General features: G+C 72.8%; 21 protein-coding genes. 14 read left to right on the forward strand and 7 right to left on the reverse strand.

Annotated elements, in window-relative coordinates; all coding sequences use genetic code 11:
• Window positions 1-86 precede the first annotated feature (86 nt).
• The 4 genes from ACFYMM_RS11625 to ACFYMM_RS11640 all read right to left on the reverse strand — a co-directional run bounded on the left by ACFYMM_RS11625 (window position 87) and on the right by ACFYMM_RS11640 (window position 5,491).
• Window positions 87-737, reverse strand: coding sequence for a hypothetical protein (locus ACFYMM_RS11625; protein ID WP_388385641.1), 651 nt, complete (start codon window positions 735-737; stop codon window positions 87-89).
• Window positions 738-816: 79 nt separating this feature from the next.
• Window positions 817-3,279 (reverse strand): dolichyl-phosphate beta-glucosyltransferase, encoded by a 2,463-nt coding sequence (locus ACFYMM_RS11630; protein WP_388385642.1) that lies wholly within the window; start codon window positions 3,277-3,279, stop codon window positions 817-819.
• 52 nt (window positions 3,280-3,331) lie between these two features.
• The gene (locus ACFYMM_RS11635; RefSeq protein ID WP_388385643.1) at window positions 3,332-4,024 is read right to left on the reverse strand and encodes a GntR family transcriptional regulator; all 693 of its coding nucleotides are present in this window, start codon (window positions 4,022-4,024) and stop codon (window positions 3,332-3,334) included.
• A gap of 111 nt (window positions 4,025-4,135) precedes the next feature.
• Window positions 4,136-5,491 (reverse strand): aspartate aminotransferase family protein, encoded by a 1,356-nt coding sequence (locus ACFYMM_RS11640; RefSeq protein ID WP_388385644.1) that lies wholly within the window; start codon window positions 5,489-5,491, stop codon window positions 4,136-4,138.
• Window positions 5,492-5,636: 145 nt separating this feature from the next.
• On the opposite strand from ACFYMM_RS11640, the gene ACFYMM_RS11645 reads away from it, so the two are divergent.
• Window positions 5,637-7,772 carry a protein kinase gene (locus tag ACFYMM_RS11645; protein WP_388385645.1) on the forward strand — a complete coding sequence of 712 codons (2,136 nt, stop codon included), beginning with the start codon at window positions 5,637-5,639 and terminating at the stop codon, window positions 7,770-7,772.
• Between the two features lie 31 nt (window positions 7,773-7,803).
• On the opposite strand, the gene ACFYMM_RS11650 is transcribed toward ACFYMM_RS11645, so the two are convergent.
• Window positions 7,804-8,556 carry an SLATT domain-containing protein gene (locus tag ACFYMM_RS11650; protein ID WP_388385646.1) on the reverse strand — a complete coding sequence of 251 codons (753 nt, stop codon included), beginning with the start codon at window positions 8,554-8,556 and terminating at the stop codon, window positions 7,804-7,806.
• 227 nt (window positions 8,557-8,783) lie between these two features.
• Between ACFYMM_RS11650 and ACFYMM_RS11655 the strand changes: the two genes are divergently transcribed.
• The 8 genes from ACFYMM_RS11655 (at window position 8,784) to ACFYMM_RS11690 (ending at window position 15,554) form a co-directional block, all read left to right on the forward strand.
• Window positions 8,784-9,128, forward strand: a complete 345-nt coding sequence (locus tag ACFYMM_RS11655) for a YbaB/EbfC family nucleoid-associated protein (RefSeq protein WP_388385647.1) — start codon at window positions 8,784-8,786, stop codon at window positions 9,126-9,128.
• A 55-nt stretch (window positions 9,129-9,183) separates the two neighbouring features.
• Window positions 9,184-9,783, forward strand: coding sequence for a recombination mediator RecR (gene recR / locus ACFYMM_RS11660; protein WP_388385648.1), 600 nt, complete (start codon window positions 9,184-9,186; stop codon window positions 9,781-9,783).
• Window positions 9,776-10,438 (forward strand): DUF5063 domain-containing protein, encoded by a 663-nt coding sequence (locus tag ACFYMM_RS11665; RefSeq protein ID WP_388385649.1) that lies wholly within the window; start codon window positions 9,776-9,778, stop codon window positions 10,436-10,438. Before recR ends, ACFYMM_RS11665 begins: the two co-directional genes overlap by 8 nt.
• Before the next feature lie 82 nt (window positions 10,439-10,520).
• A complete protein-coding gene (locus ACFYMM_RS11670) occupies window positions 10,521-10,775 on the forward strand; it encodes a hypothetical protein (protein ID WP_388385650.1) in 255 nt (84 codons plus the stop codon).
• Window positions 10,776-10,945: 170 nt separating this feature from the next.
• On the forward strand, window positions 10,946-12,223 hold the full coding sequence (locus tag ACFYMM_RS11675; protein ID WP_388385651.1) for an aspartate kinase: 1,278 nt from the start codon (window positions 10,946-10,948) through the stop codon (window positions 12,221-12,223).
• A complete protein-coding gene (locus ACFYMM_RS11680; protein ID WP_388385652.1) occupies window positions 12,223-13,281 on the forward strand; it encodes an aspartate-semialdehyde dehydrogenase in 1,059 nt (352 codons plus the stop codon). Before ACFYMM_RS11675 ends, ACFYMM_RS11680 begins: the two co-directional genes overlap by 1 nt.
• A gap of 414 nt (window positions 13,282-13,695) precedes the next feature.
• Window positions 13,696-14,373 (forward strand): SigE family RNA polymerase sigma factor, encoded by a 678-nt coding sequence (locus ACFYMM_RS11685; RefSeq protein ID WP_388385653.1) that lies wholly within the window; start codon window positions 13,696-13,698, stop codon window positions 14,371-14,373.
• A 134-nt stretch (window positions 14,374-14,507) separates the two neighbouring features.
• Window positions 14,508-15,554, forward strand: a complete 1,047-nt coding sequence (locus ACFYMM_RS11690) for a hypothetical protein (protein ID WP_388385654.1) — start codon at window positions 14,508-14,510, stop codon at window positions 15,552-15,554.
• An 18-nt stretch (window positions 15,555-15,572) separates the two neighbouring features.
• Here the strand turns inward: ACFYMM_RS11690 and ACFYMM_RS11695 are convergent, their stop codons facing one another.
• Window positions 15,573-16,364 carry an SURF1 family protein gene (locus tag ACFYMM_RS11695; protein WP_388385655.1) on the reverse strand — a complete coding sequence of 264 codons (792 nt, stop codon included), beginning with the start codon at window positions 16,362-16,364 and terminating at the stop codon, window positions 15,573-15,575.
• 163 nt (window positions 16,365-16,527) lie between these two features.
• Here ACFYMM_RS11695 and ACFYMM_RS11700 point away from each other — a divergent pair, with 163 nt between their 5' ends.
• Window positions 16,528-18,345, forward strand: a complete 1,818-nt coding sequence (locus tag ACFYMM_RS11700) for a prolyl oligopeptidase family serine peptidase (RefSeq protein ID WP_388385656.1) — start codon at window positions 16,528-16,530, stop codon at window positions 18,343-18,345.
• Window positions 18,346-18,484: 139 nt separating this feature from the next.
• On the opposite strand, the gene ACFYMM_RS11705 is transcribed toward ACFYMM_RS11700, so the two are convergent.
• On the reverse strand, window positions 18,485-20,371 hold the full coding sequence (locus ACFYMM_RS11705) for an NAD-binding protein (protein WP_388385795.1): 1,887 nt from the start codon (window positions 20,369-20,371) through the stop codon (window positions 18,485-18,487).
• Window positions 20,372-20,530: 159 nt separating this feature from the next.
• Here ACFYMM_RS11705 and ACFYMM_RS11710 point away from each other — a divergent pair, with 159 nt between their 5' ends.
• The 4 genes from ACFYMM_RS11710 to ACFYMM_RS11725 all read left to right on the forward strand — a co-directional run bounded on the left by ACFYMM_RS11710 (window position 20,531) and on the right by ACFYMM_RS11725 (window position 24,747).
• Window positions 20,531-21,598, forward strand: coding sequence for a permease (locus tag ACFYMM_RS11710; protein WP_388385657.1), 1,068 nt, complete (start codon window positions 20,531-20,533; stop codon window positions 21,596-21,598).
• Window positions 21,595-22,368, forward strand: coding sequence for a TIGR03943 family putative permease subunit (locus ACFYMM_RS11715; protein ID WP_388385658.1), 774 nt, complete (start codon window positions 21,595-21,597; stop codon window positions 22,366-22,368). The genes ACFYMM_RS11710 and ACFYMM_RS11715 overlap by 4 nt, the downstream gene beginning before the upstream one ends.
• A gap of 184 nt (window positions 22,369-22,552) precedes the next feature.
• Window positions 22,553-23,668: an MFS transporter gene (locus tag ACFYMM_RS11720; protein WP_388385796.1), complete on the forward strand. Its 1,116-nt coding sequence runs from the start codon at window positions 22,553-22,555 to the stop codon at window positions 23,666-23,668.
• Window positions 23,665-24,747 (forward strand): LacI family DNA-binding transcriptional regulator, encoded by a 1,083-nt coding sequence (locus ACFYMM_RS11725; protein WP_388385659.1) that lies wholly within the window; start codon window positions 23,665-23,667, stop codon window positions 24,745-24,747. The genes ACFYMM_RS11720 and ACFYMM_RS11725 overlap by 4 nt, the downstream gene beginning before the upstream one ends.
• Window positions 24,748-24,821: the final 74 nt, after the last annotated feature.

Genomic DNA, 24,821 nt, shown 5'->3' on the forward strand with positions numbered 1-24,821 from the left:
CGCGCTGGGACAGGTCCGCTCAGACCTGTCCCGGGGTCCCAGCCGTCCGCGGTGTCCCGGCGGCCGGGCCGGGCGCCGCGGACGGCTCAGCTGAACACGATCATCGACCCCTGCGCCAGACTCCGCGTCGCCGCCGCGTGCAGGCCCAGCCACACATGGCGTTCCCGGGCGAAGGGGCTGGGATCGTAAGGCGCCGGAACGGCCGGCTCCTCCAACTCCGTGGGGGCCGACGGCGGCTGAGGCGGCGCCGGGGGGTTCGCCGGGTCGATGCCGATCGTCGGCGCCACCAGCTCCAGCTCCCGCAGCAGGCTCTGCGAGGAGCCGAGCGGGCCGCCGCCCGCCAGCAGATCGTCGTTCGACAGCGGGTGGGGGAAGTCGACCGGGACGTACGCCCCCGCGTGGTCGTAGTGCCACACCAGATGCGACTGCTGGGCCGTCGACTCGAACATCTCCAGGAGCTGTTCGTAGTCGCCGCCCAGCTCGTCCACCGGCGTCACCGGCAGACCGCACACCTGCAGCAGATACGCGCGGCGCAGGAAGTGCAGCGCGTCGTAGTCGAAACCGGCCACCGGCGCCACGTCACCCGACAGGCCCGGCATGTACTGGTACACCGGCACCGGCGGAAGACCGGCCTCGGCCAGCGCCTTGTTGTATTGCGCGAGTTCCTCGGCGAACGGGTTGTCGGGGGTGTGGCACAACACGTCGACGAGTGGTACCAGCCAGAGGTCACAGGCCAAAGAAGGCTCCTCGCATCAGCACGCCAGCACGCGCGCGCGTGGCACGGTGGTCAGGGAAGAGTAGTCGGTACGGCGTCGCTCAGCTCCTCCCGTGCAGGTCCCATACCCACACCCCGTCGGTCCACTTGCCCGGCCGCCCGGTCAGCTGCGTCACCGCCGTGCGCAGGGCGCCGTCGTTGGGCTGCGGGACGACCACCAGCACCCCCGCCTTCCAGTAGGCGAGGTCCAGCCTGGCCTGCGCCCGCCAGTTCTTCCCGATCACCGGGAGGGAGCCGGTGTAGCGGACGTCCCGCAGCAGGTCGGAGGTGTAGCGCGGGGAGGCGCCGTAGATCCCGGCACGCTCCTCGCCGTACGGACCGTTGAAGTAGCCGCCGGGGATCCGGAAGCCGAGGCCGGCCGCCGTCTGCCAGTGCAGCGCCTCGGCCGCGCCGGAGTCCGGCAGCGGCACCGGCACCAGCGACTCGCCGGGCCGGACGTACGACTTCCAGGTCCCGTCGGTGAAGAACGCCGGCACCGGGACCCGCTCCGTCGACTTCAGCGGCGCCGGTACCAGCGGCAGCAGCGCGAGGGTCACGCCCAGCAGCCCGATGTACTGGGTGCCCAGGTTCCGGGTGGCCGCCAGCCGGTCCAGCGCGAGGGCGATGAGCATGCCGAGCGCGGGGGCGCAGATCATCGCCACCCGGCCCTCGATGACCGACTCGAACAACGGCTGGTGGGCGAGCAGCGCCCAGGGGCCGGGGTAGACCGTCTGTGAGAGCGGGAGGCGGAACCTGGAGCCCAGGGAGAGCAGCGCCGCCCCCACCGCCGTACAGGCGAGCGCCTTGACCAGGGTGTTCTCCCACAGCCGTACGACGATGGCGAAGGCCACGGCGACCAGCGGCCAGCCGTAGAACGCGTTCTGCTCGGTGGGGTTGAGGGAGAGGGCGTTCGCGGTGTCGGCGTTGCCCGCGATCAGGGAGCGTTCGGCGAAGGCGAGCAGGGACAGGGGGCTGTTGCCGGCGTTGTCGCCGTGCAGCACGCTGTGGTAGCTCTGCGGGCCCGTGAACTGGAAGTACAGCGGATAGGCGACGAGGGGCAGACAGACCGCCCCGGCCAGCAGCAGGCCCTTCGCCAGCGGGCGCCAGGCCGCCTTCGCCACATCCCGGCGCACCAGGCTGTAGGCGGCGGCGAAGAGCGTCATGCCGAGCGCGGCCAGCAGCAGCGGTTCCTCGCCGAGGAGGATCTGGTACGTCGCCATCAGGCCGAGCACGATCCCGTCCCGGCGGACCCGGGCGCCCGTGCACAGGCGCAGGGCCCGGTCGATGATCAGCGGGATCATGAAGAGGATGACGAAGTTCGGGTGCGCGTTGGCGTGGCTGACCATCGGCGGGGCGAAGGCTGCCAGCAGCGCCCCGACGAAGGCCGCGGCCCGTTGCCGTACGACCCGTTTCACGATCAGCCAGTACCAGGCGCCGGCGGTGGCCGCCAGGCCCAGCGCCATGCAGACGCTCAGCGACACCGCCGGTCCCGCGAGCCAGGTCAGCGGCGCGAGGGGCACGGTCAGGCCCAGCATCACCGTGTTGGCCATCAGGTTCACGCCGTCGGGGAAGCCCTGCAGGTCGGTGAAGAGCGGGTCGCGCAGATGGGCGACGTTGTCGGCGGTGACGGCGAAGAACCACTCCCACTGGTTCTGGTCCTGGAGGGAGTCGGGCAGATAGCGGTGGTTCGGGTCGAAGAAGCGGCCCGAGTACAGGGCCACCGACAGGACCACGAAGAGGACGGCGACCAGGAGGTCGGCGGGGCGCAGCGCGCGGGCGCGCAGCCGGGCGAGGTCGGTGAGCACACGGGCGTAGTCCAGCGGGCCGACCTTGGAGCCGGGCTGGTGGCTCCAGCGGACCGGGACCTCGGCGACGGGCAGGCCCAGGCGGTGGAAGTGCCGCAGCACCTCCACGTCGATGCCCCAGCCGTTCAGCCGGGCGGCGCCGAAGGCCTCGCGGGCGCGGTCGCCCTCGAAGAGCTTGAAGCCGCACTGGGTGTCCCGGATACCGGGCACGGCGACCCGTCGTATGAGGAAGTTTCCGGCCCGGCCGAGCAGTTCGCGCAGCCGGTGCTGCCGGACGGCTATGTCGGCGCCCGGTACCGAGCGCGAGCCGATGGCGGCCGTGTTCCCCTCGCTGAGCGCCTTGTCGAGCTGCTCCAGCTCCTCGATCGGCGTGGCCAGGTCGGCGTCGGTGACCAGCACCCGGCGGCCCCCGGCGGCGGCGACCCCCAGGCGCAGGGCGTGGCCCTTGCCGAGGTTGCGCGGGGCGGCGACCAGGCGGACCCGTGGATGCTCCAAGCCGGTGACGACCTCACGGGTGCCGTCCTCGGAGCCGTCGTCGGCGACGACCACCTCCCACTCGCCCCAGCGTCCCTGGTTCTCCGTGAGATAGCCGGTGATCGCCTCCAGGGTGGGGCCGAGCCGCCGCTCCTCGTTGTAGGCGGGGATGACGACGGAGAGATCCGGCACCTCCGCCGCCCGGACCTCGTCCGTCGTCCCGTTCCGGCCGTCCCCGTCGGTCATCGTGTTCCGCCCCCCGTCCGCCATCGCCTTCATCCGGTGGCCAGTCGCTCGATCATCCGGTGGCCAGTCGCTCGATCAGCGCGAGCGAGTGCGCGTTGTAGGCGGCCACGACCGCGTGGGCGGCGGGAGCGTCGCGCCTGGTCAGGGCGTCGACCAGCGCCGTGTGGTCGTTCCAGAGGTGGCCGCGCAGATCGGTCAGGCGGCGCAGGTGCTGGACCGCGCAGACCCAGGACTGCACCCGCAGCCGGTGCAGGAAGTCGCCGAGGTAGGGGTTGCCGAACAGGACGCCCAGCTCGCGCCAGAAACGCAGGTCGTAACCGATCAGTATGGTGAGGTCCCCGGCCGTGGCGGCGCGCCGGGCCTCCTCGCCGCGTCGGCGGACCGTGGCGAGGGCCGCCGCCGTGCGCGCGTCGTGCGGGTCCCGGAAGGCGCGGTGGCCCGCGTTGAGGGCCTGGAACATGCCGTCGGTGACCAGGCTGCGTGCCTCGATCATGTCCCGGTAGTCGGCGAGCGAGTACTCGGGGACCCGGAAGCCGCGGTGCTGGTCGGCGTCGAGGATGCCCTGCGCGGACAGGTCGACCAGCGCCTCGCGGACCGGCGTGGCCGACACCCCGTACTGCTCGGCGATCTCCTTGACGGTGAACTCGCGGCCCGGCTGGAGCCGCCCGGCCAGCACCTCGTCGCGAAGCGCGTCCGCGATCTGCTGGCGCAGGGTGCTGCGGGTCACGGCGCCGTTGCCGGGCATCGTCGGGACTCTCTCCTCACGCGTATGGGTGACGTACTCGCACGTACTCGCCTATGTCTACGAGCACGCCACCTTACGCGTTCGGGTTCCGCCCCCGAATCTCGCGCCGAATTACTCCGTGTGCTCGTCGGCCACGGTCAGCGCGGTGTCGAGGGCCGCCAGACCCTCCTTCAGCTCGGCCTCGCTCACGTTGCACGGCGGGACGACATGGGTCCGGTTCATGTTGACGAACGGCCACAGCCCCTGCTTCTTGGCGGCCGCCGCGAACGCGGCCATGGGGGCGTTCGCCTCGCCGACCGCGTTGTACGGCACCAGCGGCTCCCTGGTCTCCTTGTTCTTCACCAGCTCCAGGGCCCAGAACATGCCCACGCCGCGCACCTCGCCGACGCTCGGGTGCCGCTCGGCCAGCGCCCGCAGCGCCGGCTCCACGACGTCGGCGCCCAGCTTCCTGGCGTTGTCGACGACACCCTCCTGCGCCATCACGCCGATCGTGGCCACGGCGGCGGCACAGGCCAGTGGATGGCCGGAATACGTCAGCCCTCCCGGGTACGGCCGCTTCCCGAAGGTCTCGGCGATCTCACCGGAGACGGCCACGCCGCCCAGCGGCACATAACCGCTGTTCACGCCCTTGGCGAAGGTCATCAGGTCCGGTACGACACCGAACAGGTCGGCCGCGAACCACTCACCGGTGCGCCCGAAGCCGGCCATGACCTCGTCCAGCACGAAGACGATCCCGTACTTGTCGCACAGCTCGCGCACACCGGCCAGGTAGCCGGGCGGCGGGACCATGATCCCGGCCGTGCCCGGGATGGTCTCCAGGATGATCGCGGCGATCGTCCCCGGCCCCTCGAAGGCGATGGTCGTCTCCAGGTGCTCGAGGGCCCGCGCGCACTCCTGCTCCTCGGTCTCGGCGTAGAAGCGGGAGCGGTACGGGTAGGGCGCCCAGAAGTGCACGACACCGGCGGCGGCGCCGTCGGAGGCCCAGCGGCGCGGGTCGCCGGTGATGTTGATCGCCTGCTGGGTGCCGCCGTGGTACGAGCGGTACGCGGACAGCACCTTCGGCCGGCCCGTGTGCAGCCGGGCCATGCGCACAGCGTGCTCGACGGCGTCGGCACCGCCGTTGGTGAAGAAGATCTTGTCCAGGTCGCCCGGCGTCCGTTCGGCGATCAGCCGGGCCGCCTCCGAGCGCGCCTCGACGGCGAACGCGGGTGCGAAGGTCGTCATCTTCGCGGCCTGCTCCTGGATCGCCGCGACGACCTTCGGGTGCTGGTAACCGATGTTGGTGAAGACGAGCCCGCTGGTGAAGTCCAGGTACCGCTTGCCGTCGTAGTCCCAGAAGTACGACCCCTCGGCGCCGGCGACGGCGAGCGGGTCGATGAGGTCCTGCGCGGACCAGGAGTGGAACACGTGCGCGCGGTCCGCGGCCTTCACGGCGGCGCCCGCCTGAGGGTTGGGCTGAGGGGTCATGCGGGTGAGCGTAAATGTCCGCGATGCGGAAGCGGTATCGGCGTCCTGTTCCGTGGACGGGGGGTTTTTGCGACAGGGTGTCGACGGTCCGCCACGCCACTATTCTCGGTCTGTTGCACACCTACGGGGGGAAGGCGGGGCAGCCATGGAGAAACTGGGGCAGGGGGATCCACCGCGCATCGGGGCGTACCGGCTGCTCGCGCGGCTGGGCGCGGGCGGGATGGGCCAGGTGTACCTCGCGCGGTCGGACCGGGGCCGTACCGTCGCGGTGAAGCTGGTGCGGGAGGAACTCGCCGCCGAGGAGGAGTTCCGGGCCCGGTTCCGGCAGGAGGTGCGGGCCGCGCGGCGGGTCGGGGGCTACTGGACGGCCCCGGTCCTGGACGCGGACACCGAGGCCGCCGTGCCGTGGGTGGCCACCGGGTACGTCGCCGGGCCCAGCCTCCAGCAGGTCGTCGGGCACGACCACGGGGCGCTGCCCGAGCGGTCGGTACGGATCCTGGCGGCCGGGCTGGCGCACGCGCTGGAGGACATCCACGCCGCCGGGATCGTCCACCGCGACCTCAAGCCGTCCAACGTGCTGATCACCATCGACGGGCCCAGGGTCATCGACTTCGGTATCGCGCGGGCGCTGGAGACGCCGGCCGGGGACGGCCTCACCCGCACGGGCTCGCTCGTGGGGTCCCCGGGTTTCATGGCGCCGGAGCAGGTGCGGGGCGACCGCGTCACGGCCGCGTGCGACGTCTTCTGCCTGGGCTCGGTGCTGGCGTACGCGGCGACCGGCGCGCTGCCCTTCGGCTCCGCCGACAGCGGGGTGCACGCGCTGATGTTCCGCATCGCCCAGGAGCCGCCCGACCTGGAGGGTCTGCCGGAGGGCATCGCCGACCTGGTGCGCGACTGCCTGAAGAAGGACCCCGGTGCCCGTCCTTCACTGGGCGAGATCCTGGACCGTACGGGTGCGGAGGACACGGTTTCGGGGGGCCGCTCACGGGACCCCTGGCTGCCGGGGGCGCTGGTGGCCCAGCTGGGGCGCCATGCGGTGCGGCTGCTGGAGGTGGAGGACCCGGAAGGAGCGGAGGGGGCGGAAGGGGCGGGGCCGCGCGCGGCGGAGGAGCGGGCCGAGTCGGGGTCGGGGTCCGGGGGCGTACCCGATCCGGTCGCGGGTCCCGGAGGCGACCGCATGCCCGACCGCATGCCCGGCCGGGCGCCGGACCGTCCGACGGACCGCGCCGCCCAGGACCGTATGCCCGACCGCCCGCCGGCGGACCGCATGGGCCCGTCCGCCCAGGACCGCACGGCCGGCCCGGCCCAGGACCGTATGCCCGACCGAGGACCGGCCCCCGTGCCCCCGCCCGCCGCCTCGCCCGAGCACGCGCCCGTCTCCGACGAGGCCTCCGTGCCGCCTCCGCCCGGCGGACCGGGAGGACAGGCGGGGGAGTCGTCCGGTGGCGCTCCGCCGGACCGGTTGAACCACCTGCCCACGATGGCCGCCGGTCAGCCGCCCGCGCCGGGCGCGCCCCCGGCCCACCCCGCGTACGGCTATCCGCAGCAGCACCCCCAGCAGCCCGCCTACGGCTACCCGCAGCCGCCCGGCACCGGCGGCGGCGCCTGGCAGCCGCAGCCGTACAACCCGTATGCCGGTGGTGGCCAGGCGCCCACCCCGCCGTACGGGCCGCCGCCGGTCGGGGTCGGGCCCGGGGGGCCGGGCGGTGACCGGCGGTCCACGGCCCTGCTCGTGGTGATCGCGCTGGTCGTGGCGCTGGCCGCGGGCGCCTCGGTGTACGCGCTGATGAAGAACGGCGGCAAGGACACCGGCGGCGGCACGGTCGGCTCCTCCCCGACCGCCTCGGGGACCGGTTCCCCGGCCGGCTCCGGGCCCACCGGGACGGCCTCGGACCCCGCGTCCCCGAGCACGTCGGACTCGGCGCACGGCGCGATCCCGGCCGGCTACCTGGGCACGTGGACGTCGTCGATCGACAACTCCACCGGCCACAACACCCGCGAACTCACCATCCGGCAGGGCGGGGTGGGGGACACGGTCCTCACCCTGGTCGCCGACGGTCCCACCGACGGCGGCACCTATCACTGCGTCTTCGAGGCGAAGCTGACCGAACAGCCCACCGGAGGCGGCCCGTTGGAGATCGGGCCGTCCGACGTGACCTCGGGAGAACCGAGTTCGGCGTGCACGCCCGGCGATCCCAGCGAGGTGACGCTGCTCCCGGACGGCAGTCTGAAGCGGGCGAAGAAGGGCAGCGGGGAGAGCCTGACCTATAGGAAGGAGTAGCTGCGGGAGGGACGCGAAGGAGCGGCGTCGTTCACCGTGGCTCGGGCGGGCGCTGGCGCGGCATGTTGGGCCGTGCGCCGTTCACCGGCGGCATCGGAAACCGCCCCCCGGGACAGCCGGACGTGTCGGGACGGGATCCCCCGGACACCGCCGCCTGGATGCCCAGCGGCGCCGGCCCGGTCCGGAATTCCACCATCCAGTCGGCCGTCTCCGTGCGCACCAGCTCCGTCACGTCCTCGGAGAACCTGCGCAGCACCCCCAGACACCGCTCGGCGGCCTCGCCCGCCGTCCCCTCCGCCGGTCCGAGAACCTCCCGGACGTTCTCCGACGCCCAGTCGAACTGCAGGCCCTGCAACCGCCGCTGCACGGCCTGAGCGGTGGCCATGTCCCTTATCCATCCGGACGTGACCCCGAAGAACCGGTCGATGCCGACGCAGGCCACCGAGAGCAGCAACGCCAGATACCCCCAGGGCGCCACCCCGCCGGTCACCCCGGTCAGATCCAGCAGCGGCAGCCCGGCCCCGCACACCGCTCCCGCCGCCGCCCCGGCCCGCAGCGCCCGCGCCGCCCGCCGCTTCCACACCCGGTCCACGAGATACCAGGCGGCCGTCTCCAGTGCCCGCCGCTCCACCCACCGGTACAGCTCGTGGAGCCGGTCGGCCGGCTCGGCCCAGTCCCCGAGCGGGAAAGCCCACCCGGTCAGATCGCCCGGCCGCAGCCCGGCCGCACCCTCGCCCCGCCCGTCCTGAGGTGGACCCTCGGGCCGCATCTCCGGTTGACCCACCCGGCACTCCCTACTGCTCAAGATGTGTGCACGCGCGGCACCCTTCCTACCGCCCAATGGGTGGCGAAGACCCGGCTTTCACCACTTTTCCGCCCGGAAGGGGGGCCTTGATCAGGTATAGGCCGCACCGGGTTCTCACTCGAAAGAGTGACGGAGCGATGGCTGCGTGGACCACGTAGGCTCGTGCACAACGGAGAAAACCGAATCGCGGAAACCAGGAGCTGATCGTGATCCCCGGTGGTGGCCAGCCCAACATGCAGCAGTTGCTCCAGCAGGCCCAGAAGATGCAGCAGGACCTGGCCCTGGCCCAGGAGGAACTGGCGAACACGGAGGTGGACGGGCAGGCGGGCGGTGGTCTGGTGCGGGCCACCGTGACCGGCGCCGGCGAACTGCGCGCGCTGAAGATCGACCCCAAGGCGGTGGACCCGGAGGACACCGAGACCCTGGCCGACCTGATCGTCGCCGCGGTCCAGGCGGCCAACGAGAACGCCCAGAACCTCCAGCAGCAGAAGCTCGGCCCGCTGGCCCAGGGACTGGGCGGCGGCAGCGGCATTCCGGGCCTGCCTTTCTAAGACCGGCCGCGGCCAACTACGGTACGTAGGGAAAGACTCCGAGAAGGGCAGTCCGTTGTACGAAGGCGTGGTCCAGGACCTCATCGACGAGCTGGGACGGCTGCCCGGCGTCGGTCCCAAGAGCGCCCAGCGGATCGCCTTCCACATCCTGCAGGCGGAGCCGACGGACGTACGGCGCCTCGCGCAGGCCCTGATGGAGGTCAAGGCGAAGGTCCGCTTCTGCGCGACGTGCGGCAACGTCGCGCAGGAGGAACTGTGCAACATCTGCCGCGACACGCGCCGCGACCTCTCCGTCATCTGCGTGGTGGAGGAGCCGAAGGACGTGGTCGCCATCGAGCGCACCCGCGAGTTCCGCGGCCGGTACCACGTCCTGGGCGGAGTGATCAGCCCGATCGAGGGTGTCGGACCCGACGACCTGCGTATACGAGAACTTCTCGCGCGGTTGGCCGACGGTACGGTCACGGAGCTGATCCTGGCCACGGACCCGAACCTGGAGGGCGAGGCGACGGCCACGTACCTCGCCCGCATGATCAAACCCATGGGCCTGAAGGTCACCCGCCTGGCCAGCGGCCTCCCGGTGGGCGGCGACCTGGAATACGCGGACGAGGTGACCCTCGGCCGCGCCTTCGAGGGGAGACGACTCCTAGATGTCTGACGCCACGCTGCACGACTCGACGCGTAACCCGGACGACTTCGCGGTCCAGATCGCGGACCAGGTGGAGAGCTTCCTGGTGGCCGTCACGGAGGTGGCGAAGGGCGACGAGCCCGACTCGGCCGTCCCCTTCCTCCTCCTGGAGGTCTCCCAGCTCCTGCTGGCCGGCGGCCGTCTCGGCGCGCACGAGGACATCGTCCCCGACGAGCGCTACGAGCCCGACCTCGGCCCCGAGCCGGACGTCGACCAGCTGCGCGAGAACCTCGCCCGCCTGCTGGAACCCATCGACGTCTACTCCGAGGTCTTCGACCCGTACGAGCCCCGCAAGGCCCCGGTCCCGGCCCGTATCTCCGACGACCTGGCCGACGTCATGGCGGACCTGCGCCACGGCATGGCCCACTACCGCGCGGGCCGCACCACCGAGGCCCTGTGGTGGTGGCAGTTCTCGTACTTCTCCAACTGGGGCGGCACCGCCTCCGCCACCCTGCGCGCACTCCAGTCCCTGGTGGCCCATGTCCGCCTCAACCAGCCCCTGGAGGAGCTGGACGGCCTCGACACCGACCAGGCCACCCTGGGCGACGAGACCCTGGAGTTCGAGGCGGGCCGTGTGATGGCGGAGGAGATCGGCGGGCCCCTCGGGGTGCGGCCGGCCAAGTAGGGCCACCGGCGGCATGGTGCAGCCGTCTGCACCCCGGGTCGGGGAGGCCGCTCCCTCGTTCCGCGGGGTCGGCACGGGATCGTTGATCTCAGCAGGTCAACGAGTCCCACCGCCCCGAAACGAGGAAACCGATGAAGTCGCTGCCCGCCTCCACGCCGTCCTGCGGTTCCTGTTCCTCTTAAACGCCGTCGTCGCCGTCGCCGCGCCCTTCGTGGTCGACGGGACGCAGGGTGTGATCACCGCCGTCGGCATGGGCGTCGTGTCCCTCGGGGCCGGCGCGGGCGCCGGCGCGGGCCTGGCCCGGGGCCGGGGGAGGAAGGCCGGCGCCGCCGCCTGACGTGTGATTCGTCGTGCCACTGTGAGCCGGGGCACTTTTCGCGTGGAGTGCCCCTCGCTGGGCAGGTTCCGGATCCGAGCGGCCGATGTCTCACCATGCGGGAGCGCGACGGTGGAATACGGACGCTCGATAGACTGAACCGACACAAACGAACCGAGCGAGGAGCGCACGTGGGCCTTGTCGTGCAGAAGTACGGAGGCTCCTCCGTAGCCGATGCCGAGGGCATCAAGCGCGTCGCCAAGCGGATCGTGGAAGCCAAGAAGAACGGCAACCAGGTGGTTGTCGTGGTTTCCGCGATGGGCGACACGACGGACGAGCTGATCGATCTCGCCGAGCAGGTTTCTCCGATGCCTGCCGGGCGTGAGTTCGACATGCTGCTGACCGCCGGAGAGCGTATCTCCATGGCCCTGCTGGCCATGGCGATCAAAAACCTGGGTCATGAGGCCCAGTCGTTCACCGGCAGCCAGGCAGGCGTGATCACCGACTCGGTCCACAACAAAGCCCGGATCATCGACGTCACGCCGGGGCGGATCAGGACGGCGCTGGACGAGGGCAACATCGCCATCGTCGCCGGCTTCCAGGGCGTCAGCCAGGACAAGAAGGACATCACCACGCTGGGACGCGGTGGGTCCGACACCACGGCCGTGGCGCTCGCCGCCGCCCTCGACGCCGAGGTCTGCGAGATCTACACGGACGTCGACGGCGTGTTCACCGCCGACCCGCGTGTGGTGAAGAAGGCCCGGAAGATCGACTGGATCTCGTTCGAGGACATGCTCGAACTGGCCAGCTCCGGGTCGAAGGTGCTGCTCCACCGCTGCGTGGAGTACGCCCGCCGCTACAACATCCCGATCCACGTCCGCTCCTCCTTCAGCGGACTGCAGGGCACGTGGGTCAGCAGCGAGCCGATCGAGCAAGGGGAAAAGCAGGTGGAGCAGGCCATCATCTCCGGTGTCGCGCACGACACCTCCGAGGCCAAGATCACGGTCGTCGGCGTGCCGGACAAGCCGGGCGAGGCGGCCGCGATCTTCCGGACCATCGCCGACGCCGAGATCAACATCGACATGGTCGTGCAGAACGTGTCCGCCGCGTCCACGGGCCTGACGGACATCTCCTTCACCCTGCCGAAGACCGAGGGCCGCAAGGCCATCGACGCGCTGGAGCGCAACCGCTCCGGCATCGGCTTCGACTCGCTGCGCTACGACGACCAGATCGGCAAGATCTCCCTGGTCGGCGCCGGTATGAAGACCAACCCCGGAGTGACGGCCGCGTTCTTCGAGGCGCTGTCCGGGGCGAGCGTGAACATCGAGCTGATCTCGACCTCCGAGATCCGTATCTCGGTCGTCACCCGCGCCGACGACGTGCCGGAGGCCGTGCGCGCCGTGCACACCGCCTTCGGACTCGACTCCGACAGCGACGAGGCCGTGGTCTACGGGGGTACGGGCCGCTGATGGCGCCGACCGGCAAGCCGACGCTCGCGGTCGTGGGTGCGACCGGGGCCGTCGGCTCGGTCATGCTCCAGATCCTGTCCCAGCGCGCGGACGTCTGGGGCGAGATCCGGCTGATCGCCTCCCCGCGCTCGGTCGGCCGCAAGCTGGCCGTGCGCGGCGCGGAGGTCGAGGTGCTCGCCCTCACGGAGGAGGCCTTCGACGGCGTCGACGTCGCCATGTTCGACGTACCCGACGAGGTCTCCGAGCGGTGGGCGCCGATCGCCGCCGCGCGCGGTGTGGTCGTGGTCGACAACTCCGGCGCCTTCCGGATGGACCCCGAGGTGCCCCTGGTGGTGCCCGAGGTCAACGCGCACTGCGCCCGCCGCCGGCCACGCGGCATCATCGCCAACCCCAACTGCACCACCCTGTCGATGATCGTCGCGCTGGGCGCGCTGCACGCCGAGTTCGGGCTGCGCGAGCTGGTGGTGTCGTCGTACCAGGCGGTGAGCGGGGCCAGGCGGGCCGGTGTGGAGACGCTGCGGGCCCAGCTGTCGCTGGTGGCCGGCACGGAGCTGGGGACCAGCCCCGGTGACGTACGGCGGGCCGTCGGGGACGACACCGGGCCGTTCCCGGAGCCGGTCGCGCTCAACGTGGTGCCGTGGGCCGGGTCGCTGCGCGAGGACGGCTGGTCGTCGGAGGAGATGAAGGTGCGGGACGAGTCCCGCAAGATCCTCGGGCTGCCGAAGCTGCCGGTCGCCGTGACCTGTGTGCGGGTGCCGGTGGTCACCACGCACTCCCTCACCGTCCACGCCCGCTTCCAGGGCGAGGTCAGCGTCGACGGGGCCCGCGAGATCCTGGCCACCGCACCGGGGGTCGTGCTGTTCGACGACCCGGAAGCCGGCGAGTACCCCACCCCGGCCGACGTGGTGGGCACCGACCCCACCTGGGTCGGGCGGGTGCGGCGGGCGCTCGACGATCCCACCGCGCTCGAACTGTTCGTCTGCGGCGACAATCTGCGCAAGGGCGCCGCCCTGAACACGGCCCAGATCGCCGAGCTGGTGGCGGCGGAGCTGTCGTGAGGACCGCCGGTCGCCGAAAAAACAGCCGTGGGAGCGGTTCCAATTGTAGGATCTCCGTAAGAAATGTGGTCGGAAGCATGGTCTCGACCACTTGATCCACGCCCCCTCGGCGCCCGAAGATTTCCCTCCCCGCCCTCCGCAACCGCGCGGACGGCGGGGAGCGTCTTTGCGGTCACCCTCGGGGGCCTGGGGGCGCGTGATCCTGGCGTGGGGACGCCGTGATCGGGGCGTGGGGACGCCCGTTCATATGGGACATAAGGGAAGAGCGGGACGCATGACGGCCAGTGAGCCACCGTCGGATGTGCTGCCGGACGCGTGCGCGCGGGCCGGGGGAAGAGTCATGCCCGGGGCACCGGGCGCGAACGTGACGCCCGGCACGTACAACCCCCACGGGGGGAAGCGTGTCCAACTGGCGTGGCAGAGGTTCTCGACTTCACGGTGGCGGCCCGCGGTACGGCCCTTCGGCCCCGCGCGACGCTTCGACCGCGCATGCCCGGCACGCCCGGCGGCATGCCGGTGATCGCGCCCGTGCCCGCAGCGCGGCCCGCCCGCATACCCGGTCAGCGAGACGGCGAGTCCGCCGAGAACACGGTGGCCGTCGGCACCACGGTCGACCACCTCACCGAGACCTACCGGGCGCACTACCGCTCGCTGCTGGGCCTCGCCGCGCTCCTCCTCGACGACACCGCCTCCTGCGAGGACGTCGTCCAGGAGGCCTTCATCCGGGTCCACTCGGCCCGCAAGCGCGTCCGCGACCCCGAGAAGACCCTGGCGTACCTGCGCCAGACGGTCGTCAACCTCTCCCGCTCCGCCCTGCGCCGCCGCATACTCGGCCTGAAACTGCTCTCCAAGCCGATGCCGGACATGGCCAGCGCGGAGGAGGGCGCCTACGACAGCCTGGAGCGCCGGGACCTCATCAAGGCGATGAAGGGCCTGCAGCGCCGCCAGCGCGAGGTCCTGGTCCTGCGCTACTTCGCGGACATGACCGAGGCCCAGGTCGCCGAGACCCTCGGGATCTCGCTGGGTTCGGTGAAGGCCTACGGTTCGCGCGGCATCGCGGCGCTGCGCGTGGCGATGGAGACGCCCGCATGAGCGAGCGCCCCGAGGGAGGCGACTCCCCTGACCGCCACGAGCCCTACGCCTGGCACGGGCCGACGGCTCGGCCCGCGCAAGAACACACGCCATCGGCGCAAGAGCACACGTCATCGCACGCTGGGAACGGAACTGTGAACCACGGCCCCGACGAAAAGGGCCCCGAGGGGCTCGAATCGGACGAGTCGGCCCTGCGCCGGTTGCTGCAGTCGGCGGTCGAGGACATGGAGCCGCGCGACGGTGCCCTCGACCACCTGCGCCGCGCCGTGCCGGCCCGCCGGGCGCGCAAGCGGCAGGCGGCCGTCGGCATGGCGGCCGCGGCCCTGTTCATCGGCACCGCCATCCCGGCCCTGGTGCACGTCTCCGACTCCGGCGGCTCCGACCCCGACACCGCCATGGCCGGGCAGAGCAGCCAGGCCCAGGGCGGCGCCGGACAGGAGAAGAACCCCGACGGCGGAACCGGCGCCACACGGGACGGCGGCAAGAACGCAGGGCCCGGCAAGGGCGCCAGCAAGGACCCCGGGCACGGCAGGAGCGGCGGCACCGGCGGCGGCACCGGCGGCCCCGGCCCCTCGCCCTCCGTGGCCGCGAGCGCCCCGCTGTGCACGGCGGCCCAGCTGGGCTCCACCTCCGGCAGCGCCGCCGCGCCCGACTCCGCGGGCGTGGTCTACGGCGTCTTCCGCGTCACCAACGTCTCCGGCGGCAGCTGCACCGTGGGCGGCGTCGGCACGATCGGCCTGTCGGCGCAGGGTGCCGCGGACGCCGCCAAGGTCAGGGCCGCCCGGCACGTCGCCGGGGACGCGGCGGCGGGTCTGCCCGACCCCTCCCAGGAGGTCGCAGCGCTGATCCTGCAGCCGGGGGCGGCCTACGAGGAGAAGTTCGCCTTCGTGCCCTCCGGGACCTGCCCCACCACCGGCGGTTCCACCACCGGCGGCACGGGCGGTGGCAGCAGCCCCTCTCCCGACCCGTCGCCGACCCAGGACGCCGGCACGACCAGCGGCGCCGGCACGGGCGGCAGCACCTCGGGAGCGACCACCCAGCTCCTCACCGAGGACGGCCCGGCCGACGGCAGCGTCGTGGTCTCCCACACCCCGCAGGCGGGCTCGCCGACGGTCTCGGCGACCGTGCCCGACGAGTGCGCGGGGGTCGTGTACTGGACCGGGGTGCTGGCGGCGCCGTAGCCCCGGCTGCCGTGGCTCTCAGCCGCCGGCGGTCACCGGCTGCTGGTCCGGTTCCGGGACCAGGCCCAGCGCCGCGTCCCGGGCGAACTCCGCCTCGCGGCGCAGCAGCCGGAACCACATGAAGACCACGAACCCCGCGAAGACGAACCACTCACCGGTGTAGCCGAGGTTCTGGAACGCCTTCAGGTCAAGACCGGTGTTGTCGGGGGCGCTCGCGGGCACGGCCTTCATCCCCGGGTCGGCCCGGTCGAGGGTGACCCAGGCGTCGTACAGCCGGTACGGCACCAGGTTCACCAGCGAGGCCGAGCTGATCGCCGCCGTCTGCCCCGCCGGCAGGCCGCCCTGGGCGCTGACGCCGTTGTCGCCCGGTGTCTCGGAGGCCTGGAGCGCGCCGGTGACGGTGACCTCGCCGGAGGGCGGGGCGGGCGCCTTGGCCGGGTCCGCGGTGCCGGGCAGCCAGCCGCGCACCACGGGCAGGGCCTTGCCGGAGTCGGTGCGCAGCAGCGTCAGCACGTAGAAGCCGGGCTTGTCGTCCAGTCGCCGGCCGGGGACCAGGAGCTGCTTGCCGTAGCGGCCGCTCGCGCTGACCCGGCGGCCCGAGGTGGCCTGGTCGACGGGCAGCATCGAGGCCAGCGGTCGGGCCGCCTCGCTCCTGTCGGAGGCGGCCTGCGCGGTGGCGTTGCGGTGCTCCTGCACCCGGGCCTCGAACCGGCTCAGCTGCCACGACCCCATGAAGAGGCAGAACGGGATGGCGAGCAGCACGAAGACGTTGATGCCCCACCAGCGGGGTGTCAGCAGAAACCGGTACACGCCCCCAACGGTACGGCGCCCTCGGCGCGGCCGGTCCTTGGGGCCGGATTAGGCGGCCCCGTGCACCGCCGCGCGGCCCTGGTCGCGAAGTTGTCCACAGGCTGCGGACACCCGGCAGCGGATTGTCGGTGGGGGCGGGCAGTATGGGGCCATGACGGGTGCCATGAGTGAGAGCAGGACGCCGGACGGCGGCAGCGCGACGCCGATGCCGGACTGGGAGAAGCGCTTCCGGGCGCCGCGGGTGTCGCTGCCCGACTGGGCGGAGGACGCCCCGGACCGTTCGCTGTTCGTGTCGAACGCGACGGGGACGTACGAGCTGTACGCGTGGGACCGGAGGACCGGCCACCAGCGGCAGGTCACCGACCGGGCCAACGGCACGACCGACGGGCTGCTCTCCCCGGACGGCGCGTGGATCTGGTGGTTCGACGACAAGGACGGCGACGAGTTCGGCATCTGGCGCCGCCAGCCCTTCGAGGGCGGCCCGGACGAACCGGCCGCCCCGGGCCTCGACCCCTCCTACCCGGCGGGCCTGGCCCTGGGCCGGGACGGTCGTACGGCGGTGGTCGGCCGCTCCACCGACGAGGAGGGCACGACGATCCACGTCACGCGCGCGGGCGAGGCCCCCTTCGAGCTGTACCGGCACCGCGAGTCGGCGGGCGTCGGCGACCTCTCCCACGACGGCTCCCTGATCGCCGTCGAGCACACCGAGCACGGCGACGCGATGCACTCGGCGCTGCGCGTACTGCGCCCGGACGGTACGGCGGTCGCCGACCTGGACGACACCAAGGGCGGCACCGAGGAACTGGGCCTGGAGGTGCTCGGCTTCGCACCGGTCGAGGGGGACAGCCGGCTGCTGATCGGCCACCAGCGGCGCGGCCGCTGGGAGCCCCTGGTGTGGAACGTCGCCTCGGGCGAGGAGACGGACCTGGCCCTGGAGCTGCCCGGTGACGTCGGCGCCGAGTGGTATCCGGACGGCTCGGCCCTGCTCGTCGTCCACAGCTTCGAGGCCCGCAGCGAACTGTTCCGCTTCGACCTGACCACCCGCGAGCTGACCCGGATCCCGACCCCGCCCGGCTCGGTCTCCGGGGCGACGGCCCGGCCCGACGGCAGCGTGGAGTACCTGTGGTCCTCGGCCGCCGAGCCGCCGGCGGTCCGCTCCACGACGGGCGGGGTGGTGCTGGACCCGCCGGGCATGAAGTGCCCGCCCTCGGTGCCGGTGGAGGACGTGTGGGTGCCGGGGCCGGGCGGCCCTGTCCACGCCCTGGTCCAGAAACCGGCCGGCGCGACCGGCCCGCTGCCCACCGTCTTCGACCTGCACGGCGGTCCGACCTGGCACGACAGCGACTCCTTCGCGGCCGGCCCGGCGGCCTGGGTGGACCACGGCTACGCGGTGGTCCGCGTCAACTACCGGGGCTCCACCGGCTACGGCCGCGCCTGGACCGACGCCCTCAAGCACCGGGTGGGCCTGATCGAGCTGGAGGACGTGGCCGCGGTCCGCGACTGGGCCGTCTCCTCGGGCCTGGCCGACCCCGACCGACTCGTCCTCACCGGCGGTTCCTGGGGCGGCTACCTCACCCTCCTGGGCCTCGGCACCCAGCCGGAGTCCTGGACGGTGGGCATCGCGGTGGTCCCGGTCGCCGACTACGTCACTGCCTACCACGACGAGATGGAGGCCCTGAAGGCCATGGACCGCACGCTGCTGGGCGGCACCCCGGAGGAGGTCCCGGAGCGCTTCGAGGCGTCGTCCCCGATCACCTACGTGGACCGGGTCACCGCGCCCGTGTACATCTCGGCGGGCCTCAACGACCCACGCTGCCCGATCCGCCAGATCGACAACTACGTCAAGCGGCTGGAGACACGCGGGGCGGCCCACGAGGTGTACCGGTACGACGCCGGGCACGGATCACTGGTCGTGGACGAACGGATCAAGCAGGTGAGGCTGGAACTGGAGTTCGCGACCCGCCACCTGACCGACGGGTAGGCGGTGGGGGTTGCCTCCTGGGCGGACGGTGGGGGTGACGGTCGCCGCTCGGGCGGGTGGTGCGCCTGAGGGGCGCGTCGGGCAGGCGGGCCGGCCGACCTCTCGGCCCGTCTGCAACCCCCGGCCCGCCCACGGCCCCTCAGCCCGGTGAGGCCGCCGGGCGGTGGCCCAGGAGTTCCGCGAGGCCCCGCCGGGTGGCCGCCAGCACCACACGGTCGCCGGGCTTGAGCACATGCTCGGCGGAGACGTGCAGTCGTCCCTCCAGCGCCAGCACCCGCCACGCCCCGGCCCGGAACGCCTCCGCCACGGTCCGCCCCTCCAACTGCGGATGCCCGCCCACCTCCACCGCGGCGAACAGCAGCACCCGCCGTTCGACGGGAATCGCGCCGAGGATCTGCCGGCCCAGCATCGCCCCGGCGAACGCGGGCGCGGACAGATGCGACACGCTCCGGCTGCGGGTCTGCGCCCCCGGATGGGCGGCCCGCAGCGTCCGGTAGACGGCCGTGGCGAAGTCGTCGTCGTACAGCCGCAGCACCACCCGCAGATCCGGCCGCACGGACCGCGCGTACAGCACCGCCTCCAGGTTCGTCGTGTCCGAACTGGTCACCGCCAGCAGCGCGCTCGCCCGGTGGATCTTGGCGGCCTCCAGCACCCCCTCCTGTGTCACGTCCCCCAGCACCACCGGCACCCGCAGCCGCCGAGCCGTCGCCAGCCCGCGCGCCTCCGGACCGGACTCCACGCACACCACCGGGATGTGCAGCTCCCGCAGCCGGGTCAGCACCCGCGTCCCGATCTTGCCCAGCCCGAGCAGCACCACATGCCCGCCCAGCCCCCGCGGCGGCTTGCGCAACGCGGACGCGGTCCGGAAGGTCCCCAGCGCCTCCAGCACGGCCGCCAGCAGCACCGGCAGCAGCAGCAACCCCGTCAGCCCCGAAAGCAACTGGAGGATCTGCCGGCCGGTGGACTCGCCGATGGCCGGATTGTCGATCGCGAACAGGTCCAGCAACGTCAGGTAGAAGGCCCGCAGCGGATGGATCCCCGTCACCAGCGACAGCGCGAGGGCCAGCGCGACGACGCACCCCACCATCCCGGCCAGCGACCACCGCAGCCGCCGCGAGAACAGCGAGGCCAACGGCGGCACCCGGCCCACCCCGAGCGCGGCCACCGACGACTCCCGGGCCGAGGAGGACACCTGCTCCAGCACCACGACGCCCCGCCCGGCCGCCTCCCGCACCTCCGCCTCGTCCGGCAGCAGCCGGGGCCCCTGCTCCCCGCTGCCCTCCGAGCCGTCGGCCCCGGCGGGATCGGTGCTGGTCGCCGAGAGCAGGGCAAGCGTGCACAGGCCCGTGTCGACGGTCTGCCCCGGCCCCGGGGGCGTCCGCTCCACGGCCCGCAGCAGCAGTCCGTCGGTCTGGACGACCTTGGTGGTCCCGACGAGCGCGGTGGCGGCCAGCGCCGGAGCGGCGGTGTCCGCGTCGGACAGCACGGTCGTGGAGGCGTCGCCTCCCTCGCCCTCAGCGAACACCAACGCGGCGGCCTGGTCGAGGAGTTCCTCGATGTGCTGCCCGAGCCGCCGGTTGTACAGGCGCAGTACGAGCCGCAGCCGGGGATTGAGCCGGCGCGCGGTGAGCGCGGCACGGATGTTGGTCTCGTCGTCGTCGTACACGAGCGCCAGCGCGCCGGCCCGCTCCACGCCCGCCTCGGCGAGCACCGCCTCGGTGGCCTCACCGGCCTCCAACACCCGGTCCGCACGCCCGGGTTCGCCGGCACCTCCGGTGCTCGTGCTCCCGGAGGACGCGGCCGCGGCACCCGCACCACCATGACCGTTGCCGCCGCCCGCCCGGCCGACCGCGGCGTTCACCATCCGGTCCAGCAGCCCCGCCGACGTGGCCCTGGGCCGCCCGACGACCGGCGCCGGTGCCGTGCGCTCGTTCGGCGGCACGACGAGCGTGACCTGCTCGCCGTACACTCCGCGCAACTCGGCGGCCAGCCGGTGCGCCAGCCCGTCGTCCCCGCACACCACCATGTGCGCGGGCGCGTCATGATGCCCACCCTGATTCGGAACGCTCCCCACGAGGGGAAAGACTGCCCCATGGAGACGGGTGGTTCCAGCAATGACCTGAACACCTGTGCCCCGACCCGCGTACTCAGGGGGAGGGAGCACACAGCCGGAGGTACCCCACCCGTGGCCATCACCGAAGAAGCCCCGCCCGAGCGGTCGCAGCAGACCGGCCAGCCGGGCCGGACCGGGCAGGCCGGACACACCGCACCGGCGGCCCCGGCGGCCGAGAAGGGCCGCGAGGGCTGGCATCTCAACTCCCCGCTGGCGCTGACCCTGCTGCTGCTCCTGGTGGTGGTGTTCCAGGGCCGCGTCCGGGGCGCGCTGTCCACCCCCGTGATGCAGAGCTGGATGACGGTGTTCGTGGCGGTGGTCGTCCAGGCCCTGCCGTTCCTCGTCCTCGGCGTCCTGCTCTCGGCGGCGATAGCGGTCTTCGTGCCCCCGTCCTTCTTCGCCCGCGCCCTGCCCAGCCGGCCCGCCCTGGCCGTACCGGTGGCCGGGGTGGCGGGCGCCGTACTTCCGGGCTGCGAGTGCGCCTCGGTGCCGGTGGCGGGCGCGCTGGTACGGCGCGGAGTCACCCCGGCGGCGGCGATCGCGTTCCTGCTGTCCGCCCCCGCGATCAACCCCATCGTGCTGACCGCCACCGCCGTCGCCTTCCCCCACAACCCCGAGATGGTGCTGGGCCGGTTCGCCGCGAGTCTGCTGGTGGCCTGCGCGATGGGCTGGCTGTGGCAGCGGCTGGGCCGGACCGACTGGCTGCGCATGCCGGCGCACACCGGGCACGAGGGCGAGACCAAGGGGGAGGCGTTCTGGGGCTCGGTACGGCACGACGTCATGCACGCCGGCGGCTTCCTGGTGCTGGGCGCGATGGCCGCGGCGACGCTGAAGGCGGTGGTCCCGGCGGAGTGGCTGCGTATGGCGGCCGGCAACCCGGTGTTCTCGGTCCTCGCCCTCGCCGTCCTCGCCGTACTGCTGTCCATCTGCTCGGAGGCGGACGCGTTCGTGGCGGCCTCGCTGACCCAGTTCTCGCTCACGGCGAAGCTGGCGTTCCTGGTGGTCGGCCCGATGATCGACCTGAAGCTCTTCGCGATGCAGGCGGGCACCTTCGGCCGCGGATTCGCCCTGCGCTTCGCCCCCGCCACCTTCGTCCTCGCCATCGCCGGCGGGGTCCTGACCGGGGCGGTGCTGCTGTGAACCGGCAGGCCCAGGCGGCGGTCATGTTCCTGGTGGGTGCGGCCCTGCTGCACGCGGGCCTCACCGACCTCTATCTGCGCTACGTCAAGGCGGGACTTCAGCCCCTGCTGCTGGCCTCGGGAGCGGTGCTGATCGTGGCGGCGCTGGCGACGGCTTGGTACGAGTGGAAGCACGGCCGACGCAAGACCGCCCAGCACTCCACGGACGCGCACGCCCCCGACGCCCACGCCCCGGACGGCCACGCCCCCGAGGAGCACGTCCACCCCGAACCCCGTATCTCCTGGCTCCTGGTCCTCCCCCTCCTCGCCCTCATCCTCATCGCCCCGCCGGCGCTCGGCTCCTACAGCGCCATGCGCGCGGGTACGGCCCTGCAGAAGCCGTACGGCTACCTGCACCTGCCCGCCGGAAATCCGGTCCCGCTCAACCTGGTGGACTACGCGGGCCGCGCGGCGTACGACGACGGCCGCTCCCTGCGGGGCCGCACCGTGCGCGTCACCGGCTTCGTGGCCCTCGACCAGGCCGGCACCCCCTACCTGGTCCGCATGGCCCTCAACTGCTGTGCCGCCGACGCCCAGCCGGTGAAGATCGGCCTCACCGGCAAGATCCCGCCGGTCCTGCAACCGGACGCGTGGCTGCAGGTGACGGGGACGTACACCGCTCGTCGCGCGAAGGACCCGGTCAACAACGGACGTATCCCGTTCCTCCAGGTCACCGAGGCCAAGCCGGTCCCGACCCCGTCCGATCCGTACGACGAGACCCTGAACAACTGAGGCCCGGAACAGCTCAAACACCTTGACGCCCGAGCTGTTACCGGTAACAGTCACTCAAGTGACGGAGATTGACACCGAGACCGAGACCGAGACCGAGACCGGACAGCCGGCCGCGCCCGGGGCCACCGACACCCCCGTCTTCAGCCCGGCCGCCGTCGTCGCCTCCTGCGTCGGCTTCGTCCTTATCGGCGCGCTGCAGGCCTTCTACGGCCCCTCGATCCCGGCCCTGCGCCAGGAGTTCGGCCTCTCCCCGTCGGCCGCCGGGCTCGGGCTGAGCGCCCACTTCGTCGGCGGCGTGGCGGGCGTCCTGCTCTTCGACCGGCTCTACGGCCGCCTCGGCAACCGGCAGATCCTGGCGACGTCGTACCTGCTGATGGCGCTCGGCGCGGCCGGCTTCGCGCTGGCCCCGAACTGGCCCCTGGCCCTGACCGCCGCACTGCTCGCGGGGCTGGGCTTCGGCGGCATCGACTACGGCCTCAACCAGCTGTTCGCCGTCGGCTTCGGCCGTCGTTCGACGGCGATGCTGAACGTCCTCAACGCACACTTCGGCATCGGCGCGATCCTCGGCCCGGCCCTGATCGGCGCGGTCGGCGCCGCCCACTACCCGGCGGTGTTCCTCGCCTTCGCGGTGGCCGATCTTCCGCTGCTGCTGTGCCTGAGAGGGGTACGCGACCGGGCGCCGGGGCGACCGGCGGCCGGAGCCGAGGAAGAGGCCGCGACCGGCCCCGTCCTGTCCCGCAGCCTGCTCTCCGTGCTCTCCGTGTTCGTCGCGCTGTACGTCCTGCACGTCGGCATCGAGGCGGGCGTCGGCGGCTGGGAGCCCACGCACCTGGAGACCGTCGGCTACGGCGCCGGGGCCGCCGCGACCGCCACCTCCGTGTACTGGCTGATGATGACGGTGGGCCGGTTCCTGGTCGCGCCGCTCGCGCTGCGCTTCCCGGCCCCGGCCCTGATCACCGTGTCCTGCGCCGGCATGACGGTCTGCCTGCTGCTGGCGGCCGTACCCGCCCTCGCCCCCTACGCGTACGCCGGGGTCGGCCTGTTCATCGCGCCGATCTTCCCCACCGGACTGCCCTGGCTCAACCAGGCGGCACCCCGGGCCCGGCGGGCGGGCGCGCTGGTCATCGCCGCGTCCATGGTGGGCGGGGTGGCGGCGGGCCCGGCCCTCGGCAAGGCGATCGAATGGTCGGACATCCGGGCCGTACCGCTGCTGCTGGGCGGTGTGTCGGCCCTCTGCCTGGCGGCGACGGTGTGGCTGGCCAGGGCCACCCGGGCAAGCGAGGGGGCGTCACCGCGATGACCCGCAGCCCCGACGACGACTCCGCCCCCGCCCCGTCCCCCAGGGGCCGCAGCCGGCGCAACTTCGCGGGCACGCGGCCCGTGATGGACGACGTGGCGCGGCTGGCCGGCGTGTCCAAACAGACCGTCTCCCGCGTCCTGAACGAGAACCCCGCGGTCCGCCCGGAGACCCGCGACGCGGTCCTGGAGGCCATGCGCACGCTCGGCTACCGCCCCAGCCGCAGCGCCCGCTCGCTGGCCAGCGGCCGGACCAGGATGCTCGGCGTGATCTCCTTCGACGCGGCGCGCTACGGCCCCGCCTCCATCCTGACCGCGATCAACGGGGCGGCCCAGGAGGCCGGTTACCTGCTCAGCTCGATCGCGCTGGACACCGCGGACCGGGACACCGTGGTACGTGCCGCCGACCGGCTGTCGGCCGAGGGAGCGGACGGCGTCATCGCCATCGCCCCGCAGCGCTGGGTCGGCGCCGCGCTCGCGGAGGCGCGCCTGGACACGCCCATGGTGGTGCTGGAGAGCGATCTGGGGGACGGCACCCCCTGGGTCACCGCGGACTCCGCCACCGGCGCCCGCCTGGCCACCGAGCATCTGCTGGGCCTCGGCCACGCCACCGTCCGGCACATCGCGGGGCCGCCCGGCTGGGCCTCCGCCGACCGCCGCCTGGAGAGCTGGCGCAGCACGCTCCGCGCCGCCGGGGCGGCCGTCCCGGCCCCGCTGACCGGCGACTGGAGCGCCGACTCCGGCTACGAGCTGGGCCGCCGGATGGCCGAAGACCCCGAGGTCACCGCCGTGTTCGCGTCCAACGACCAGATGGCCCTGGGGGTCCTGCGGGCCTGCCACGAGGCCGGTCGCCGGGTCCCGGAGGACGTGAGCGTGGTCGGCTACGACGACATTCCCGAGGCGGCGCATCTGCTGCCCCCGCTCACCACCGTCCGCACCGACTTCGCGGAGATCGGGCGCAGTGCGCTGCGCCTGCTGCTCGCCCGCATCGACGGCGCCCCGGTGGCCGCAGCGCCGCGGCTGGTGAGCGTCCCGGTGGAACTGATCGTGCGGCGCAGCACAGCCAGGCCGCTTCCCGGATGAGATTTGATCATCCTTGCCCCCCTCTTGTCCCCGCTGTCACAGGTGTGATTTATGCTCCCGTCACTTCCCCAGGT

Source organism: Streptomyces sp. NPDC006739 (genome assembly GCF_042869815.1).
GTDB lineage: Bacteria > Actinomycetota > Actinomycetes > Streptomycetales > Streptomycetaceae > Streptomyces.